General features: G+C 73.0%; 15 protein-coding genes. 4 read left to right on the top strand and 11 right to left on the bottom strand.

The window, feature by feature from the left end:
* Positions 1-192: 192 nt before the first annotated feature.
* On the top strand, positions 193-1,380 hold the full coding sequence (locus IE308_RS35410) for a globin domain-containing protein (RefSeq protein ID WP_190221021.1): 1,188 nt from the start codon (positions 193-195) through the stop codon (positions 1,378-1,380).
* Here the strand turns inward: IE308_RS35410 and IE308_RS35405 are convergent, their stop codons facing one another.
* A complete protein-coding gene (locus IE308_RS35405) occupies positions 1,381-1,815 on the bottom strand; it encodes an RrF2 family transcriptional regulator (protein ID WP_110627801.1) in 435 nt (144 codons plus the stop codon). It lies immediately after the preceding gene.
* 146 nt (positions 1,816-1,961) lie between these two features.
* Here IE308_RS35405 and IE308_RS35400 point away from each other — a divergent pair, with 146 nt between their 5' ends.
* Together IE308_RS35400 and IE308_RS35395 are read left to right on the top strand one after the other, a co-directional pair.
* The gene (locus IE308_RS35400; protein WP_190221020.1) at positions 1,962-2,642 is read left to right on the top strand and encodes a thioredoxin-like domain-containing protein; all 681 of its coding nucleotides are present in this window, start codon (positions 1,962-1,964) and stop codon (positions 2,640-2,642) included.
* The gene (locus tag IE308_RS35395; RefSeq protein WP_190221019.1) at positions 2,639-3,265 is read left to right on the top strand and encodes a DUF305 domain-containing protein; all 627 of its coding nucleotides are present in this window, start codon (positions 2,639-2,641) and stop codon (positions 3,263-3,265) included. Before IE308_RS35400 ends, IE308_RS35395 begins: the two co-directional genes overlap by 4 nt.
* A 9-nt stretch (positions 3,266-3,274) precedes the next feature.
* On the opposite strand, the gene IE308_RS35390 is transcribed toward IE308_RS35395, so the two are convergent.
* From IE308_RS35390 to IE308_RS35360, 7 genes are all read right to left on the bottom strand, one after another.
* Entirely contained in the window at positions 3,275-5,029 is a 1,755-nt protein-coding gene (locus IE308_RS35390; protein ID WP_110627804.1) for an NAD+ synthase, read from the bottom strand.
* Positions 5,030-5,117: 88 nt separating this feature from the next.
* Positions 5,118-7,058: a S53 family peptidase gene (locus tag IE308_RS35385; protein WP_190221018.1), complete on the bottom strand. Its 1,941-nt coding sequence runs from the start codon at positions 7,056-7,058 to the stop codon at positions 5,118-5,120.
* A 207-nt stretch (positions 7,059-7,265) separates the two neighbouring features.
* Complete coding sequence (locus IE308_RS37135; RefSeq protein WP_229909374.1) at positions 7,266-7,757, bottom strand: hypothetical protein; 492 nt, start codon at positions 7,755-7,757, stop codon at positions 7,266-7,268.
* A gap of 221 nt (positions 7,758-7,978) precedes the next feature.
* Positions 7,979-9,202, bottom strand: a complete 1,224-nt coding sequence (locus tag IE308_RS35375; RefSeq protein WP_190221017.1) for an MFS transporter — start codon at positions 9,200-9,202, stop codon at positions 7,979-7,981.
* A 116-nt stretch (positions 9,203-9,318) separates the two neighbouring features.
* Positions 9,319-10,365: an endonuclease/exonuclease/phosphatase family protein gene (locus IE308_RS35370; protein ID WP_110627807.1), complete on the bottom strand. Its 1,047-nt coding sequence runs from the start codon at positions 10,363-10,365 to the stop codon at positions 9,319-9,321.
* Between the two features lie 182 nt (positions 10,366-10,547).
* Positions 10,548-11,183, bottom strand: a complete 636-nt coding sequence (locus IE308_RS35365) for a TetR/AcrR family transcriptional regulator (protein WP_229909372.1) — start codon at positions 11,181-11,183, stop codon at positions 10,548-10,550.
* Positions 11,184-11,235: 52 nt separating this feature from the next.
* A complete protein-coding gene (locus IE308_RS35360) occupies positions 11,236-12,825 on the bottom strand; it encodes an MFS transporter (RefSeq protein ID WP_190221016.1) in 1,590 nt (529 codons plus the stop codon).
* Positions 12,826-13,004: 179 nt separating this feature from the next.
* On the opposite strand from IE308_RS35360, the gene panB reads away from it, so the two are divergent.
* On the top strand, positions 13,005-13,880 hold the full coding sequence (panB, locus tag IE308_RS35355) for a 3-methyl-2-oxobutanoate hydroxymethyltransferase (protein WP_110627809.1): 876 nt from the start codon (positions 13,005-13,007) through the stop codon (positions 13,878-13,880).
* A 122-nt stretch (positions 13,881-14,002) separates the two neighbouring features.
* Here the strand turns inward: panB and IE308_RS35350 are convergent, their stop codons facing one another.
* From IE308_RS35350 to IE308_RS35340, 3 genes are read right to left on the bottom strand one after another with little or no spacing between them, the layout of a single operon-like run.
* Positions 14,003-14,536: a GNAT family N-acetyltransferase gene (locus IE308_RS35350; protein WP_190221015.1), complete on the bottom strand. Its 534-nt coding sequence runs from the start codon at positions 14,534-14,536 to the stop codon at positions 14,003-14,005.
* Between the two features lie 3 nt (positions 14,537-14,539).
* Complete coding sequence (locus IE308_RS35345; protein ID WP_190221014.1) at positions 14,540-15,109, bottom strand: hypothetical protein; 570 nt, start codon at positions 15,107-15,109, stop codon at positions 14,540-14,542.
* An 18-nt stretch (positions 15,110-15,127) separates the two neighbouring features.
* The gene (locus IE308_RS35340; protein WP_190221013.1) at positions 15,128-16,180 is read right to left on the bottom strand and encodes a helix-turn-helix domain-containing protein; all 1,053 of its coding nucleotides are present in this window, start codon (positions 16,178-16,180) and stop codon (positions 15,128-15,130) included.
* Positions 16,181-16,277: the final 97 nt, after the last annotated feature.

Below are 16,277 nucleotides of genomic sequence, written 5' to 3'. Positions count from 1 at the left end.
GCCGACCGACCGGGGGCTGAACGCCCCGCGTACGGCAGGTGTACCGCTCAGGCCCATCTTGCCTGCTCGCACCGACATCCGTAATGGCCGGTCCCCGCCGCCGCTCCCCTGGCCGGATCCGCGCCTTTAATTTGCATCTCAGATGCAACTTTTAATACGGTGCCGACGCCCAGCCCGCCCCGAGGAGGCCTGATGCTGTCCGCCCCGTCCGCCGCCGTCGTCCGCGCGACCCTGCCCGCCGTCGGCGCGCACCTCGACGAGATCACCGAGCGCTTCTACGCCGGCCTGTTCGCCGCCCACCCCGGCCTGCTGCGGGACCTGTTCAACCGCGGCAACCAGGCCGCCGGCACCCAGCGCCAGGCCCTGGCCGGCTCCATCGCCGCGTTCGCCGCGCACCTGCTGGACCACCCCGAGCAGCGGCCCGACGCGATGCTGCACCGCATCGCGCACAAGCACGCCTCCCTCGGCGTCGCCCCCGAGCAGTACGCCGTCGTCCACGAGCACCTGTTCGCGGCGATCGCCGGCGTCCTCGGCGAGGCCGTCACGCCCGAGGTCGCCGCGGCCTGGGACGAGGTGTACTGGCTGATGGCGAACGCCCTGGTCGCGATCGAGAAGCGGCTGTACGAGGAGAGCGGCGAGCCGGGCCTGCGGCAGTGGGAGGTCGTCGAGCGCGTCGAGGAGACCGCCGACGTGGCCACCTTCCGGCTGCGCCCAGTCGACGGGGGCCCGGTGCCCGCCTTCCGCGCCGGCCAGTACGTCTCGGTCCGCGTCGGGCTGCCCGACGGCGCCCGCCAGATACGCCAGTACAGCCTCTCGGGCGCGCCCGCCGAGACGATCCGGCAGATCAGCGTCAAGCGCGTGCCCGGCGACGGCACCTCCCCCGACGGCGAGGTCTCGAACCACCTGCACGCGCGCGTACGGGAGGGCGACGTCCTGGAGCTGTCCGCCCCCTACGGCGACCTCGTCCTCGACGACGCCCCGGACGCGCCCGTGCTGCTCGCCTCCGCCGGCATCGGCGTCACCCCGATGATCGCCATGCTGGCGCAGCTCGCGGAGGACGGGCACCGCGCCCCGGTCACCGTCGTGCACGGCGACCGTTCCCCCGCCGACCACGCCCTGCGCGCCGAGCACGAGGCCTACACGGCCAAGCTGCCCGACGCCGCCCTGCACCTCTGGTACGAGCAGGACGCCCCGGCCGGTGCCCGTACCGGCTTGGTGGACCTCACCGGCGTCGCCGTACCGGCGGGCACGCGCGCGTACCTGTGCGGACCGCTGCCCTTCATGCGGTCGGTGCGGGAGCAGCTCCTCGCCAGGGGCGTCGCCCCGGCCGACATCCACTACGAGGTGTTCGGGCCGGACCTCTGGCTGGCCCGGGGCTGATCAGCGCGCCCTGGGCAGGCCGAGGAGCAGCGGTCCCGTCGGGTCCGCGACGAGGTCCGCCAGGGTGACCGGGTCCAGGGCGGCGTAGAAGGCCTCCTGGGCCCGGCGCAGTGCTCCGCGCAGGCGGCAGGCGGTGTGCAGGGGGCAGGGGGTGGCGCCCTCGCAGTCGACGACGTCGCCGTCGCCCTCGAAGGTGCGTACGACGGCGCCCACGGACGCCGTACGGCCCTTCTCGGTCAGGGCGAGGCCGCCGCCCCGGCCGCGGCGGGCGTCGACCAGGCCCAGGCGCTGCAGCTCGGCGACGACCTTGGCGGCGTGCGTGTAGGGCACGTCCATGTCCGCGGCGACCTCGCGGGTCGTCGGGAGGGGGGTGTCGGAGACCGCGAGCCGCATCAGGAAGCGCAGCGCGAGGTCGGTGGAGCGCAGGAGCCGCATACCGGCCAGCCTAGATAATTCGCATCTCCGATACCACTTATCCCCGGGCCTTGCGGCCGATGGCCGGGGTCGCTCTACAGCGCGCCCCTCCTTCCCCACTACGATCAGCCGCACCCGTCCGTCCCCTCTCCCCCGAAGGACACCCCATGGGCTCCGGCAACACGAGCAGCAGCGCGGCGCGCAAGGCGCGCATAGAGGAGATGCGGCGCGCCGAGCAGGCCCGCGAGCGGCGCAACCGGGTCCTCGTCATCGGCGCGAGCGTGGTGGCGGTCGCCGCGCTCGTCGTCGGCGGTGTGTTCGTGGTCAACAACCGGTCCGACGCCTCGGACGATTCCGCCGCCGGCAAGACCGGCGAGGCCAAGAACGCCTCCGGGCAGTTCGTCACGGGCGCCGACGGGGTGAAGACCTGGCAGGGCACGCTGTCGCGCAACCACGTCACCAAGAGCGTCGACTACCCGATGCAGCCCCCGGTCGGCGGGGACCACCACCCGATCTGGGCCGACTGCAACGGCACCGTCTACACCAAGGCGATCAAGAACGAGAACGCCGTGCACTCGCTGGAGCACGGGGCCGTGTGGGTGACGTACACCGACAAGGCGGCCAAGGCCGACGTGGAGGCGCTGGCCGCCAAGGTGAAGAAGACGCCGTACACGCTGATGAGCCCCTACGAGAACCAGGACGCGCCGATCGTGCTGTCCGCGTGGGGGCACCAGCGGACGGTGAAGAGCGCGAGCGACCCGGCGGTCGACGCGTTCCTCCAGACGTACGTGCAGGGCAAGCAGACGCCGGAGCCGGGCGCCTCGTGCAGCGGCGGGACGATGCAGTGAGGCCGCACGTCGGACTGGTCGCCGGGGCCGCCGCGGCGGCGCTCGTCGCGGCCGGGGCGATCACCTACGCGGTCGCGGAGGACCGCGGTCCGGCGACGGCGGTGCCGGCCGCGGACTCCGCGGACGCCGGGTTCGCCCGGGACATGGCGGTCCACCACCAGCAGGCCGTGGAGATGTCGTACCTGGTGCGCGACCGCACGAAGGACGAGGAGGTGCGGCGCCTCGCCTACGACATCGCGCAGACGCAGGCCAACCAGCGCGGCATGCTGCTGGGCTGGCTCGACCTGTGGGAGCTGCCGAAGGTGTCGGCCGAGCCGCCCATGACGTGGATGGGCATGGGCGGCATGCCCGAGGCCAAGGACGGCGCGCTGATGCCGGGCATGGCCACCAACAGCGACCTGAGGAAGCTCCAGTCGCTCAGCGGCCGGCAGGCCGAGGTGTTCTACCTCCAGCTGATGACCGACCACCACAAGGGCGGCATCCACATGGCCGAGGGCTGCGTGGAGCGGTGCGCGGTCGGCGTGGAGAAGCGGCTGGCGCAGGGCATGGTCGACGCGCAGCAGTCGGAGATCGCGCTGATGGCCGACATGCTGAAGGCCCGCGGCGCGACACCGCGGGCCTGAGCACGGGGGCTACGCCGTCTCGCGCCACCCGTTGGTGATCGGCAGGCGGCGGTCCTTGCCGAAGCCCTTGGCGGAGATCTTGGTGCCCGGCGGGTACTGGCGGCGCTTGTACTCGGCGGTGTCCACCATCCGCAGCGTCTTCGTCACCAGGTCCCGGTCGTACCCGGCGGCCACGATCTCGTCGGCGCCCTGGTCCCGGTCGACGTACCGCTCCAGGATCGCGTCGAGGACCGGGTAGTCCGGCAGCGAGTCGGTGTCCACCTGGCCGGGGCGCAGCTCGGCGCTGGGCGGCTTGGTGATGGAGTTCTCCGGGATGGGCGGGGTCTGGCCGCGCTCGTGGGCGGCGCGGTTGCGCCACTCGGCCAGCCGCCAGATCCACGTCTTGTAGACGTCCTTGATCGGGCCGTACGCGCCCACCGAGTCGCCGTAGAGCGTGGAGTAGCCGACCGCCAGCTCCGACTTGTTGCCGGGGGCGAGGACGATGTGGCCCTCCTGGTTGGAGAGGGCCATCAGCAGCGTGCCGCGCAGCCGGGACTGGAGGTTCTCCTCGGCGAGCCCGGTCAGCTCGGCGGCCGCCATATAGGCGTCGAACATGGGCGCGATCGAGATCGTGCGGAAGTTCAGTCCGGTACGGCGGGCCAGCTCGGCGGCGTCGCCGCGGGAGTGCTCGGAGGAGTACTTCGAGGGCATGGACACGCCGTAGACGTTCTCCGCGCCGACGGCGTCGCAGGCGATCGCCGCGACGAGCGCGGAGTCGATGCCGCCGGACAGGCCGATGAGGACGGACCGGAAGCCGTTCTTCCGAACGTACGCGCGCAGGCCCACGACCAGGGCGGAGTAGACCTCCTCCTCGTCGTCCAGGCGCTCGGCGTAGCCGCCGGTGTGCTCCGGGGCGTAGGCCGGGAGGGGATCCTCGGACAGCACGACGCGGTCGATGCGCAGGCCGTCGTCGACGGTCCCGGTGGGGGCGCCGGGGTCGGCGGCCGGCAGGTCGAGGTCGAGGACGACACAGCCCTCGGAGAACTGCGGGGCACGGGTGACGACCTCGCCGTCGCGGTCGACGACGATCGAGTCGCCGTCGAACACCAGCTCGTCCTGGCCGCCGGTCATGGCGAGGTAGGCGGTGGTGCAGCCGGCCTCCTGGGCGCGCTTGCGGACCAGTTCCAGGCGGGTGTCGTCCTTGTTGCGCTCGTAGGGCGAGGCGTTGACGGACAGCAGCAGCCCGGCCCGGGCGGAGCGGGCGGCGGGGACCCGGCCGCCCTCCTGCCAGAGGTCCTCGCAGATGGCGAGGGCGATGTCGACGCCGTGCAGTCGGACTACGGGCATGGTGTCGCCGGGCACGAAGTAGCGGAACTCGTCGAAGACGCCGTAGTTCGGCAGGTGGTGCTTGGCGTAGGTGAGCACGACCTCGCCGCGGTGCAGCAGCGCGGCGGCGTTCTGCGGGGCGCCGGCCGGCTGGCCGTACTTCGGCTGGGCGGTCTCGCAGCGGTCGAGGTAGCCGACGAGCACCGGCAGTTCGCCGAGCCCCTCGTCGGCGAGGCGGGCGGCGAGCGCGCGCAGGGCGGCGCGGGAGGCCTCCACGAAGGAGGACCGCAGGGCCAGGTCCTCGACGGGATAGCCGGTGAGGGCCATCTCCGGGAAGGCCGCGAGATGCGCCCCCTGCTCGGCGGAGTGCCGACTCCAGCGGACGATCGTCTCGGTGTTCCCGGCGAGGTCGCCGACGCGCGAGTCGATCTGATTCAGGGCGAGTCGAAGTTGAGGCACGCGCCCAGTGTAATCGTCAGAGCGACGTTATGGGGGGCGGCGCGGGACCCGGCCGCAGTGGGCCGCGCCACGCCGCCCCCGTCGCGGGTTACCGCTTGCGGTACGACTGGACGTAGCCGTAGGCGGGCGAGCCGACGCCGGTGACGTCGTCGTAGCCCTTGACCGCCTGCAGCGAGCTGTCCTTGCCGAGGCTGCGCACGGAGGTGCTCAGGCCGTCGGCGGCGTCGAGGCCGTTGACGTAGTCGACGCGGACCACGGCGAGGCCGCTGCCCGTGGGGTTGTCGGTGACGTCGTGGTAGGCCTTCGAGCCGTGGCGGGCGTAGATCGCCGGGTTGGCGAAGCCGAGGGCCTGGCCGCCGTGGGCCTCCTGGGCGAGGGCCTGGACGCCCGCGATGACGGGCGCGGCGAGCGAGGTGCCGCCGATGCGGTACTCGCTGTACTGCTCGGTGCCGTCGGGGAAGGTCTGGGTCTGCCCGACGAGGAACCCGGTGTTGGGGTCGGCGATCGCCGCGATGTCCGGCACGACGCGGTTGCCGTCGGCGCTGTTGGCCTTGGCGAGCGCGTCGGGGACGACGCCCTTCTGGTAGTACGGCTGGGCGACGGTCTTGCTCGTGCCGCCGCCCGCGCCCGAGGTGAAGGTGCCGGGGAAGCCCGTCCAGCTCTTGCCGTCGGCGGACAGGACGGCCTTCTCGGTGCCCCAGCCGGTCTCCCACAGGTACGCGTCGCCCTTGCCGACCGCGAGGGAGGTGCCGCCGACGGCGGTCACCCAGGCGGAGTTGGCGGGGGTGTCGACCTGCTTGGTGCCGGTGTTGGCGACCTCGTCGCCGTTGTCGCCGGAGGAGAAGTAGAAGCCGATGCCCTCGACCGCGCCGAACTGGAACACCTGGTCGTAGGCGGCGGCCAGGTCCGGGGTCTGGTTGGCCTCGATGTCGCCCCAGGAGTTGGAGACGATGTCGGCGAGGTGGTTGTCGACGATCTTGCTGAGCGAGTCGAGCAGGTCGTCGTCGTAGCAGGACGCGGCGCCGACGTAGGTCACCTGGGCCGCGGGCGCGACGGCGTGCACGGCCTCGACGTCGAGGGTCTCCTCGCCGTACCAGCCGGCCGCGCCGCACTCCTTGGTCTTCGTGTACTTGTCCGGCAGCACCTGGCGCAGCTGCCCGGTGGTCCAGGCGGCGTCACCGTGCTTCTTCGCGTAGCTGCCCGCGTCGAAGGCGATGGTGGGCGAGGCGTAGGCGTCGGTGATGGCGATGCGGACGCCCTTGCCGGTGTAGCCGCCGGCGCCGTACGCGGCACGCAGCTGCCGGCCGGTGTAGCCCTTGGGGGCGTACGGGATCGTCTGCCCGTAGGCGGTGGGAAGCGTCGTGGCGAGGTTGGAGCCGTAGTACGACGAGAACGGCCCGGCGTTCTTGAACACCGCGTCCGGCGGCGGGAGCTGGTCCTTGTGGTTCGCCTTGTGCGGGGCGTTGTCCAGACCGGTGACGGTCAGGACGGCACCGGCGAGGCTCGCGGGGACGGAGGCGGTGGCCGCGGGCGCCCGGTAAGTCCCGCTCCCCTTCTTGTAGTTGTGCAGCTGGGTGCCGAAGGCCTGCTCGGCGGCGGCCACGTCACCGGTGACGGAGACGTAGTGCGCGGTGACGCCGGTGACCTTCAGTCCGGCGGAGGTCAGCCAGGACTTCACGGCGGCGACCTGGGCCTTCGTGGCACCGAAGCGGGACTGGGCCTGAGCGGCCGTCAGGTACTTGCCGTAGGCGGCCGACGACGGGTCGGAGACGGCCCTGGCGTACGCCGCGAGTCCGGCCGCGTCCTTGCCGGCCAGGTAGACGCGGGCGTTGACCGGGGCACTGTCCGGGGCGGCACCCTTGTCCGCCCCGGCCGTGGCCCACGCCGGCTTGGTCCCGGCCAGCGCGTCCCGGTGCGCCCCGCCGGCGGCGTGCGCCGCGGGTATCCCGAGCGCCAGCGCGCCCGCGAGCATGGGCAGGGTGGCTGCCAGGCTCACTCCGGCGCGCACCTTGGCGCGATTGGATCTCATAGAACCCCCTGTGTGCGGTTCGCTGCGAGTGATCACTCGACGGTGGCCACTCTTTCTCTGAACCGTTCATGTCAGGGGAATGGGCAGGCCAAGAAGAGCCCTCGAATGACCAAGAGCAGGCCAAGTGGGTTTGGGGGCGGGGGTTTTGGTGCGGGGGGTGCGATGGTCGCTCCCGTCAGGCCGCTGTCCCTCACGACACGACCGGCCTCACCCCGTCCCGGGCGGCTCCTCCTGCGCCGGCGCACCCCGCCCGACGGTCAGCGACCACCGCACGGGCGACGGCGCCTCGACGGCGACCGTCCCGCCGCGGTCGGCGCCGCTGACGGCCACCTGGTTGTAGGTGGTACTCACCTCGCCGGGGAGGCACTTCTGCGGGAACGAGACATGGACGGACGACACCGACACCTTGACCGTCCCCTCCCCCTCGCAGCGCACCGCGACGATCAGCGCGTCACCCTTCCCGCCGCTCGCGTACGGGACCTCGGCGTTGCCGCTCGTCGCGCCCCGGCGGCCCGCGACCGTTTCCCCCGCGTCCAGTTCGGGCGGCTCCTGCGGCGACCGGGCCGCCGTACGGGGAGACGGGTGGCTGCCGGCCACCGGCCGCCGGTCGTCGGTGTCGTCCGAGGTGCAGGCGGCGAGCAGGGACAGGGCGGCGGCCAGGCAGAGGACGCCCAGGCGGCCGCGGGTGCGTAAGGGCATGTCATCTCTCCCATAAGGCCCGGCCGTTGTGGGTACGCGGATCGCCCTCACGGTACGGGACCACCGTCCGTCCGGTACGGCCGACGGGGAACTGACGGCCTGCCAGGACGGATGCGAGGACGGCGTCAAGGGGTGCGAGGACTGGACGCGGCGCCCCGCCCGTCCAGGTGACGCGGCGCCCCGCCCGTCCTGGCGACGCGGCACCCCCGGCCGTCCCGCCCTCAGGACCGCACCGCCTCCGCGTCCTGCGGCACGTGCCCCGCGACCACCCGTTCCCGCGTGGCCGGCGCCGGTGTCCGGCGCCGGTCCACCCCGTACGCCACCGACGCGACGCCCACGCCCAGCACCGCCAGGACCGCGCCCGCCAGGGCCGGGGACGTCGTACCGAAGCCCGCCGCCAGGGCGAGGCCGCCGATCCAGGCGCCGCCCGCGTTGGCGAGGTTGAAGGCTGCCTGGTTGGCGGAGGAGGCCAGGGAGGGCGCCGCGGCGGCCTTCTCCATGACCATCAGCTGGAGCGGGGAGCCGGTGACGAAGGCCGCCGTGCCGAGGAGGGTGACGGCGAGGGCGGCCGTGACCGGGTTCCGCATCAGCAGCGGGAAGGCGGCCAGCACCACGGCCAGCGAGGCCAGGCCGCCGAAGAGGGTGGCCCGCATGGCGTGGTCGGCCAGGCGGCCGCCGAGCAGGTTGCCGATGGTCGCGCCGACGCCGAACAGGGCCAGGAGCGCCGTGACGCTGGTGTCGGCGTAGCCGGCCGCGTCGGTCAGCATCGGGGTCACGTAGCTGTAGGCCGCGAAGAGCGCGCCGAAACCGGCCACCGTCGTGCCCAGCGCCAGCCACACCGGCAGGGACCGCAGCGCGGCCAGTTCGCCGCGCAGGCCGCCGGCGGGGGCGCTGCCGCCGCCGTCGCGCGGGATCAGCAGGGCCAGCGACGCGATCGCGGCGAGGCCGATCACGCTCACCCCGAGGAAGGTGGCCCGCCAGCCCAGGTGCTGGCCCAGCAGCGTGGCGGCGGGCACGCCCGCGATGTTGGCGACGGTCAGGCCGAGGAACATCAGCGACACCGAGCGCGCCTTGCGCTCCGGCGGCACCAGCGTCGTCGCGACGACCGCGCCGACCCCGAAGAAGGCGCCGTGCGGCAGTCCGCTGAGGAAGCGGGCGGCCAGGAGGGAGGTGTTGCCGGGCGCGAGCGCCGAGAGGGCGTTGCCCGCGACGAACAGGGCCATCAGGGCGATCAGGACCGTACGGCGGGACATCCGCGCGGTCGCCGCGGCCAGCAGCGGGGCGCCGATGACGACGCCCAGCGCGTACGCCGAGACCAGGTGCCCGGCGGTGGGGATCGAGATGTGCAGGTCGTCCGCGACGTCGGGCAGCAGGCCCATCATCACGAACTCGGTCGTACCTATGCCGAAAGCTCCGATGGCCAGGGCGAGCAGGGCCAGGGGCATGAAGCACCTTTCACGGGGAGAGCGGGCGTCCGCGAGCCGGAAGTCCGGACGCGAGAATCCGTACAGCTTATGTTCTCGTTCGGAACAAACTCTTCCCGGGCCGGTATTCCGGCGGGTTACGACGTGGTGACGCTCACACGAGCGGCGACCGGCAGATGGTCGCTGCCGGTCTCCGGCAGGGTCCAGGAGCTCTCCGGCTCGATGCCCTTGACCATGATCTGGTCGATCCGGGCCATCGGGAACGACGCCGGCCAGCTGAAGCCGAAGCCGTTACCCGCCGCGCCCTGCGTGGAGCGCATCTGCGAGGTGACGGCGTTGAGGGAGCGGTCGTTCATGGTGCCGTTGAGGTCGCCGAGCAGGATGACCCGGGTCAGCGTCTCGTGGGCGATGGCCTCGCCGAGCGCGTCGGCGCTCTTGTCGCGCTGCCGGGCGGTGAACCCGGCCTCGATCTTCACCCGCACCGACGGCAGATGGGCGACGTACACCGCGACCGGCCCGGCGGGCGTGGTCACGGTGGCGCGCATGGCGCGGGTCCAGCCCAGCTTGATGTCGACGGCCCGGACGTCGCCGAGCGGGTACTTGCTCCACAGCCCGACCGTGCCCTGCACCGAGTGGTACCGGTAGGCCGACGCCAGCGCCTGCGTGTACGTCGGGACCGCGGAGGCCTTCAGTTCCTCCAGGGCGACGACGTCCGCGCCGGAGGCGGCCACCGCGCGGGCGGTGCCGGACGGGTCGGGGTTGTCGGCGTTGACGTTGTGCGTGGCCACCGTCAGGTCGCCGCCGCCCGCGGTCTTGTCGGTGAGCAGCCCGCCGAAGAGGTTCAGCCAGACCACCGCGGGCAGCACCACCGCGATCAGCGCGGTCGCCGACCGGCGCAGCAGCGCGAGGCCGAGCAGCACCGGCACCAGCAGCCCGCACCAGGGCAGGAACGTCTCGGTCAGGCTGCCGAGGTTGCCGATCCGGTTGGGGATGCGCGAGTGGACCAGCATCACCAGGGCGAGGACGCCGGCGACCGCCGCGAGGACGAGGCCGCGCCGCCAGATCCGCGGGTCGCCGCGCCAGGGCCCGGTCAGACGGGCCGCCAGGCGCCGGAGTCGGGAGCCCGGTCGCTCGTCGCCCGAGCCGCCCTCGTCCTTCTCCGTCACGTATGCCTGCTGCGCCATACCGTCGCCTCACTACCTGCCGTGCACACCGTCGCCCCCGTGACTTACGACCCTAGGGGATGATCGGTTCCGTTCCGCCGTCCCGCGACGGCCGTACGGCCACCAGGACGTCCGCCGTGGTCCGGGGAGTTCCGGCTGTCACCGCTGCAAGCGTGTTCTGTGACGAAAACCGCACATCGGGGCTACTGCGACGGCCGGCTGACGGGCCGTAGACCGGACAGCACGGCGTCGACGATCTCCTCGGCCAGTCCCTCGGGCAGGTCGGCGTCGGCCCGCATGACCGCGCGCAGCAGCATCGGGCCGACGAACAGGTCGTTGGCGAGTTCCAGGTCGACGTCGGCGCGCAGTTCGCCGTTGAGCTGTCCCCGCCGCAGCACCTCCAGGCCGAGTTTGCGGCGGGGGGCGATGACGTTGGCGTGGTAGGCCGCCCACAGTTTCGGATGGCTCTTCACCTGGGCGTGGACGTTGTGCAGGATCGCCGAGGCCCGGCTGGCGACGCCGCGCTGCCGCAGCGACTCCAGCAGCACGACGAGGTCGTCGCGCAGGGAGGTGCCGGGCAGTTCGGGGTCCTCGGGCTCGGCGGCCCGTATGACGTCGACGAACAGCTCTTCCTTGCCGCTCCAGCGGCGGTAGATGGTGGCCTTGCCGACACCGGCGGTGCGGGCGATCCGCTCGATGGACAGCTCGGCCAGGGGCACACCGTCCTCCAGCAGCTTCATCGCGCCTTCCAGGATGGCGTGTTCCACGGCCTCGCTGCGGGGGCGGCCCCGGGCGGGCGGCGTTACCGCGGCCAGACCGTGGTTGTCGGCGAGGCTCACGTCACTCGGTCCCTTCGTCTGTGCTGGAGAGATTCTCCCCCCGCATGGACGACTACTCGGCGGCGACCACCGCTTCCCGCTGCTCCTCCCCCTGCTTCGGCCCTTCCGCCCGGCCCGGCAGGAACACCGCCACGAGGACCGTGCCGAGCAGGGCGACGACGGCGCCGCAGAGCGCGGTGACGTGCATCGCGTGCAGGAAGGCGTCGTTGGCCGGGCCGATCAGCGCCTCGCCCCGCGGACCGAGCCGCGCGGCGACGCCGAGGGTGGCCTCGATGGACTCGCCGGCGGTGTCCCGCAGGCCGGGCGGCACCAGGCCGAGCTTGTCCTCGATGCCGTTGCGGTACGACGTGGAGAGCACCGAGCCGAGTATGGCGATGCCGAGGGCGCCGCCGACCTGGCGGAAGGTGTTGCTGAGCGCGGAGGCGGAGCCGGCCTTCTCGCGGGGCAGGGCCTGCATGATGACGACGCTGACCGGGGTCATGATGTGGGCCATGCCGGTGCCCATGAGGAAGAAGACGACCTCCAGCGCCCAGATCGGGGTGCCGGCGTCCAGGACGGCGAACGCGGCCAGGGTGACGGCGAGGACGAACATCCCCGCGGTGGTGGTGGCCCGGTTGCCGAAGCGGTCGACGAGCAGCCGGGCGCGCGGCGCGAAGACGAGCTGGGCGGCGGCCAGCGGCAGCAGGAGCACGCCGGTCTCCAGCGGCGAGTAGCCGCGCACGCTCTGGGTGTAGAAGACGGAGAAGAAGGTCACGCCCATGGCCGCGAAGAAGACCAGCGCGATGGCGGCGATCGCGGCGGAGAAGACCTTGTTCTTGAAGTACGTGACGTCGATGGACGGGTGGTCGCTGCGCTTCTCGACGATCACGAAGGCGGCCAGCACCGCGAGGCCGGCGGCGATGGTGGCGAGCACCGTCGTGTCGGTGAAGTCGGCCAGCTCGCCGCCCTTGATGATGCCGTAGACCAGCAGGACCAGGCCGACGATGGACAGGACGACGCCGATCGGGTCGATCCGGCCGGGGTTCGGATCGCGGGAGTCGGGGACCAGCCACATCATCAGCGCGAGCGCGATCAGCACGATCGGCACGTTGACGAGGAAGACGGACCCCCACCAGAAGTGGTCGAGCAGCACGCCGCCGGTGATGGGCCCGATGGCGATGGCGATGCCGACGCCGCCGGCCCACAGGCCGATGGCCTTGGGCTGCTCGTCGCGCTCGAAGACGTTCATCAGCACGGCGAGCGTGGCGGGCATCACGAAGGCGGCGCCCAGACCCATCAGCGCGCGGAAGAGGATCAGCTGCGCGGGCGAGCCGGACTCGGCGGCCAGCGCGGATCCGATGCCGAACACGGCGAGCCCGCCGAGCAGGACCTTCTTGCGCCCCAGCCGGTCGCCGAGCAGGCCCGCGGTGAACAGCAGGCCGGCGAAGACCAGCGTGTAGGCGTTGATCGCCCACTCCAGCTCGCTCTGGGTGGCACCCAGGCCGGTCGGGGCGGGGGTGGAGATGGTCTTGATGGCGACGTTCAGGATGGAGTTGTCGAGGACGACGATCAGCAGGCTGAGCATCAGCACGCCGAGGATCGCCCAGCGGCGCCGGTGCACCGCTTCCGGTATGCGGCCCGAGGAGACGGCTGGAGTGGTCATGGGACGAGCCTAGGCCATTTCCGATACGGCACCGTCTCGTATCGGAATTCTTTACTGAGGCCTTACCCACATGCCGTAGCGGAGGACCGCCTCTGGCCTCCTCTGGCACGAGGTGCCACCATGGAGACGGTCCGGGGACGCCGTCAGGGCGCCTCGAGATGACGTAAGGAGCCGTTGCCATGACGCAGCTTCCGGCTGCCCAGAACGCGCAGCCCCAGTCCTCCGACGGCAGCAGGGCGCTGTACGGGGGCAAGAGCAGCCGTCGCATCACCGTCCGCGACATCGCCCTCGCCAAGGAGCGGGGCGAGAAGTGGCCCATGCTCACCGCCTACGACGCGATGACCGCCTCCGTGTTCGACGAGGCCGGCATCCCGGTGATCCTGGTGGGCGACTCGGCGGGCAACTGCCATCTGGGCTACGAGACCACCGTGCCCGTCACCCTCGACGAGATGACCCTGCTCTCCGCGGCCGTCGTCCGCGGCACCAAGCGCTCGCTGATCGTCGGCGACCTGCCGTTCGGCTCCTACCAGGAGGGTCCGGTGCAGGCGCTGCGCTCGGCGACCCGGCTGGTGAAGGAGGCCGGGGTGCAGGCGGTCAAGCTGGAGGGCGGCGAGCGCTCCCACGAGCAGATCCGGCTCCTGGTCGAGTCCGGCATCCCGGTGATGGCCCACATCGGCCTCACCCCGCAGTCGGTCAACGCCATGGGCTACCGCGTCCAGGGCCGCGGCGAGGAGGCGGCCCAGCAGCTGCTGCGCGACGCCAAGGCCGTGCAGGACGCGGGCGCCTTCGCGGTCGTCCTGGAGCTGGTCCCGGCGGAACTGGCGGCCGAGGTGACGCGGGTCCTGCACATCCCGACGGTCGGCATCGGCGCCGGGCCGGAGACGGACGCGCAGGTCCTGGTCTGGACGGACATGCTGGGACTGACCCAGGGCCGGGTGCCGAAGTTCGTCAAGCAGTACGCCGACCTGCGCACGGTCATGGGCGACGCGGTGAAGGCGTTCGCCGAGGACGTGGTCGGCGGGACGTTCCCGACGGAGGCGCACTCCGTCCACTGATCCACCCCGAGGGGCCGCACCGGCACCACCCACCGAGCCACAGCGGCACCACCGCGGCAGCCCGCCGATCGTCCCCCGTCGGCGGGCTGCCCCTTTTGCGCGGCTCCACAAGGCGCGCGTCGTCAGCCGGCCGGGCTCTCGCCCCGCAGCAGGCTGTACAGCACCCCGTCCCGCCAGCGCCCGTCGCGGAAGACGATGCTGCGCAGGACGCCGTCGCGCCGGAAGCCCGCCTTCTCCAGGGCACGCTGCTCCGCGATGTTGTCCGCCTCGGTGTCCGCCTCGATCCGTACGACCGGCGTGTGGGCGAACAGGTACCGCGCGAGCAGGAGCTGGGCCCGGGTGCCGATGCCCCGGCCGCAGGAGTCCGGCAGCAGTTGGATGCCGATGTTCCAGTGGTACGAGGTCGCCGAGACGGTGATCTTCCGCCACGCCACGAATCCGTGACGCTCGGTGCCGGTGGTGACCATCAGCTGTCCGCCGTCCTCGGCGAGCAGGCCGTTCTCCGCCCAGCGGCGCCGGAAGCGGTGCGGGTCCCTCCAGCCGTACCACTGGAAGGGGCCGCAGGCCTCGGGGTCGGTCAGGAACCGTTCCAGCAGGGGGAGGTCGTCCTCGCGGACGGAGCGCAGGGTCACGGTTCCGGGGATGTCCGCCGGCATCACTCAGTCCTCGCATCCCTCGACGTCGTCCCCGCACCCCTCCACCCCGCCGGGGGCCACCGCGTCGAGCCGCCACAGGAGGACGCCCTGGGTGGCCGCGTCCGCGGGGGTGACGCGGGCGGTGAAGCGGGTGCCGGCCGGGATGTCGAAGCGGTCCGCCTCGCGGTCCCCGCAGGTCACCTCCCAGTCGGCGGACGTGGTGCCCCGCGCGAGCGTCAGGGTCAGTGAGCGGGTGGCCGGGGCCTGGCAGGCGACGGTGAGGGCGCGGGGGCGGTCCTCCGTCGCCGCGAAGGTGCGCTCCAGGCCCTGGGCCAGCCGGGTCACGCCCTCGTCCAGGCGCTCGGCATCCTCCGGCCGGGCGGCGTTCAGGGCGCGGGTGGCGCGACGCAGGGCGTCTTCCTCGTCCGCCTTGCCGTCCCACGCCGGGGCCGACGGTAAGGAGGCCGGGGGTGAGGAGGCCTGTGGTGAGGACGACGGCGGCGTGGGGGCCGCAACCGGGTCGTCGGACGTCGTGCACGCCGCCGTCAGGGGCAGGGCCGCCAGGGCGACGGCGAGCAGGGGACGTATCCGCATGGTGGCTCCATCAGGTGATCAGGCGGGTGAGGGCTCGTCGTCCAGCAGCCGCCACGCCCGCAGCGCCAGGCTCGCCCGCACCAGCCCCGCCGGGGGCGTGAGGTCGATGCGCAGGGCAGCGGCGATCTGGTCGAGGCGGCGGGCCACGCTGCTGTGGTGGAGGTGGAGGAGGTCGGCGGCCTGGCGCAGGGTGCCGGTGGCGCAGTAGGCGTCGAGGGTGTCCAGGGCCTCGGGATCGGCGGCGGCCAGACGGGCGATCGCGGCCACGTCGGGGTTGTGCCGCAGGGTGGCCGGCGGCAGGTCGGCGAGGAGTGCCGCCGCGCCGAGGCCGGCGTGGTGCAGGACGGGTTCGCGCGGGGTGGTGAAGCGGAGGGCGGTGCGGGCCTCGTGCCAGGCGCGGGCCGGGTGGTCCGCGGCGCCGATGCCCGCGCGGACGCCGGACGGCAGCCCGGCCGGGTCGAGACCGGTGGCGAGGACGGCCCCGATCCCGGCGAGGGGCGCCGCCCGCACCGGGCGGGACGGACACAGCAGGGCGCCGATCCGGTCGAGCGGCAGGGCGGTGCGTACGGCGGCGACCCGCACCGGCCGGCCCGCGGTAAAGCCCAGCAGCCGTAACGCGCGGGCGCGGGCCGCGTCGTCCGCGTCGGCGCTGATCGCCAGCTCGACCAGGGCGGGGTCGGCCATCGTGGTGTGCGCGGGACCGTACCGCTCGACGGCCGCGGCGACGGCGAGGCCGAAACGGTCGAGGAGGACCTCGTCGAGTGGCAGGGGCGGGCCGGGGCGCTCCAGCCACACCGTGCCGATCACCTCGTCGTCCAGGGTGACCGGCGCGCCGGTGGACTCGGGCAGCGGCGGGACGGGGGCCGGGCCGCCGTCGGGGGTGCAGCGGATCACCCGGCCGGTGCCGTGCAGGCGGATGCCGGCCACGCACTCGGCCAGGCCCGCCGAGGCCCGGGCGAGTGCCGGGAGGTCCACCCGGCGGCGCATCAGGGTGTCGTAGAACCCGACGACGCGGAGCGCGCCCTCGACGTACGAGTCGAGCCCCGACAGCCGTACCGCCAGTGCCTCCATGCCCGAAGGATAGAGAACCCTGCGGCGGGCCGGGCGCGCCGCCCGGCGCGTGATCCCGCCCGGACGCGCGACGAACGGCGGCTGAAGCAGCGCCGGT

The organism is Streptomyces griseosporeus (assembly GCF_014656055.1).
GTDB lineage: Bacteria > Actinomycetota > Actinomycetes > Streptomycetales > Streptomycetaceae > Streptomyces > Streptomyces griseosporeus.
Note: the sequence above shows the minus strand (reverse complement) of the source record. Positions and strands in the feature narration are given on the sequence as shown.

Coding starts and splice junctions, on each gene's coding strand:
- IE308_RS35410 (WP_190221021.1), top strand. CDS start 193: ATGCTGTCCGCCCCGTCCGCCGCCGTCGTCCGCGCGACCCTGCCCGCC.
- IE308_RS35405 (WP_110627801.1), bottom strand. CDS start 1,815: ATGCGGCTCCTGCGCTCCACCGACCTCGCGCTGCGCTTCCTGATGCGG.
- IE308_RS35400 (WP_190221020.1), top strand. CDS start 1,962: ATGGGCTCCGGCAACACGAGCAGCAGCGCGGCGCGCAAGGCGCGCATA.
- IE308_RS35385 (WP_190221018.1), bottom strand. CDS start 7,058: ATGAGATCCAATCGCGCCAAGGTGCGCGCCGGAGTGAGCCTGGCAGCC.
- IE308_RS37135 (WP_229909374.1), bottom strand. CDS start 7,757: ATGCCCTTACGCACCCGCGGCCGCCTGGGCGTCCTCTGCCTGGCCGCC.
- IE308_RS35375 (WP_190221017.1), bottom strand. CDS start 9,202: ATGCCCCTGGCCCTGCTCGCCCTGGCCATCGGAGCTTTCGGCATAGGT.
- IE308_RS35370 (WP_110627807.1), bottom strand. CDS start 10,365: ATGGCGCAGCAGGCATACGTGACGGAGAAGGACGAGGGCGGCTCGGGC.
- IE308_RS35360 (WP_190221016.1), bottom strand. CDS start 12,825: ATGACCACTCCAGCCGTCTCCTCGGGCCGCATACCGGAAGCGGTGCAC.
- panB (WP_110627809.1), top strand. CDS start 13,005: ATGACGCAGCTTCCGGCTGCCCAGAACGCGCAGCCCCAGTCCTCCGAC.
- IE308_RS35350 (WP_190221015.1), bottom strand. CDS start 14,536: ATGCCGGCGGACATCCCCGGAACCGTGACCCTGCGCTCCGTCCGCGAG.
- IE308_RS35345 (WP_190221014.1), bottom strand. CDS start 15,109: ATGCGGATACGTCCCCTGCTCGCCGTCGCCCTGGCGGCCCTGCCCCTG.
- IE308_RS35340 (WP_190221013.1), bottom strand. CDS start 16,180: ATGGAGGCACTGGCGGTACGGCTGTCGGGGCTCGACTCGTACGTCGAG.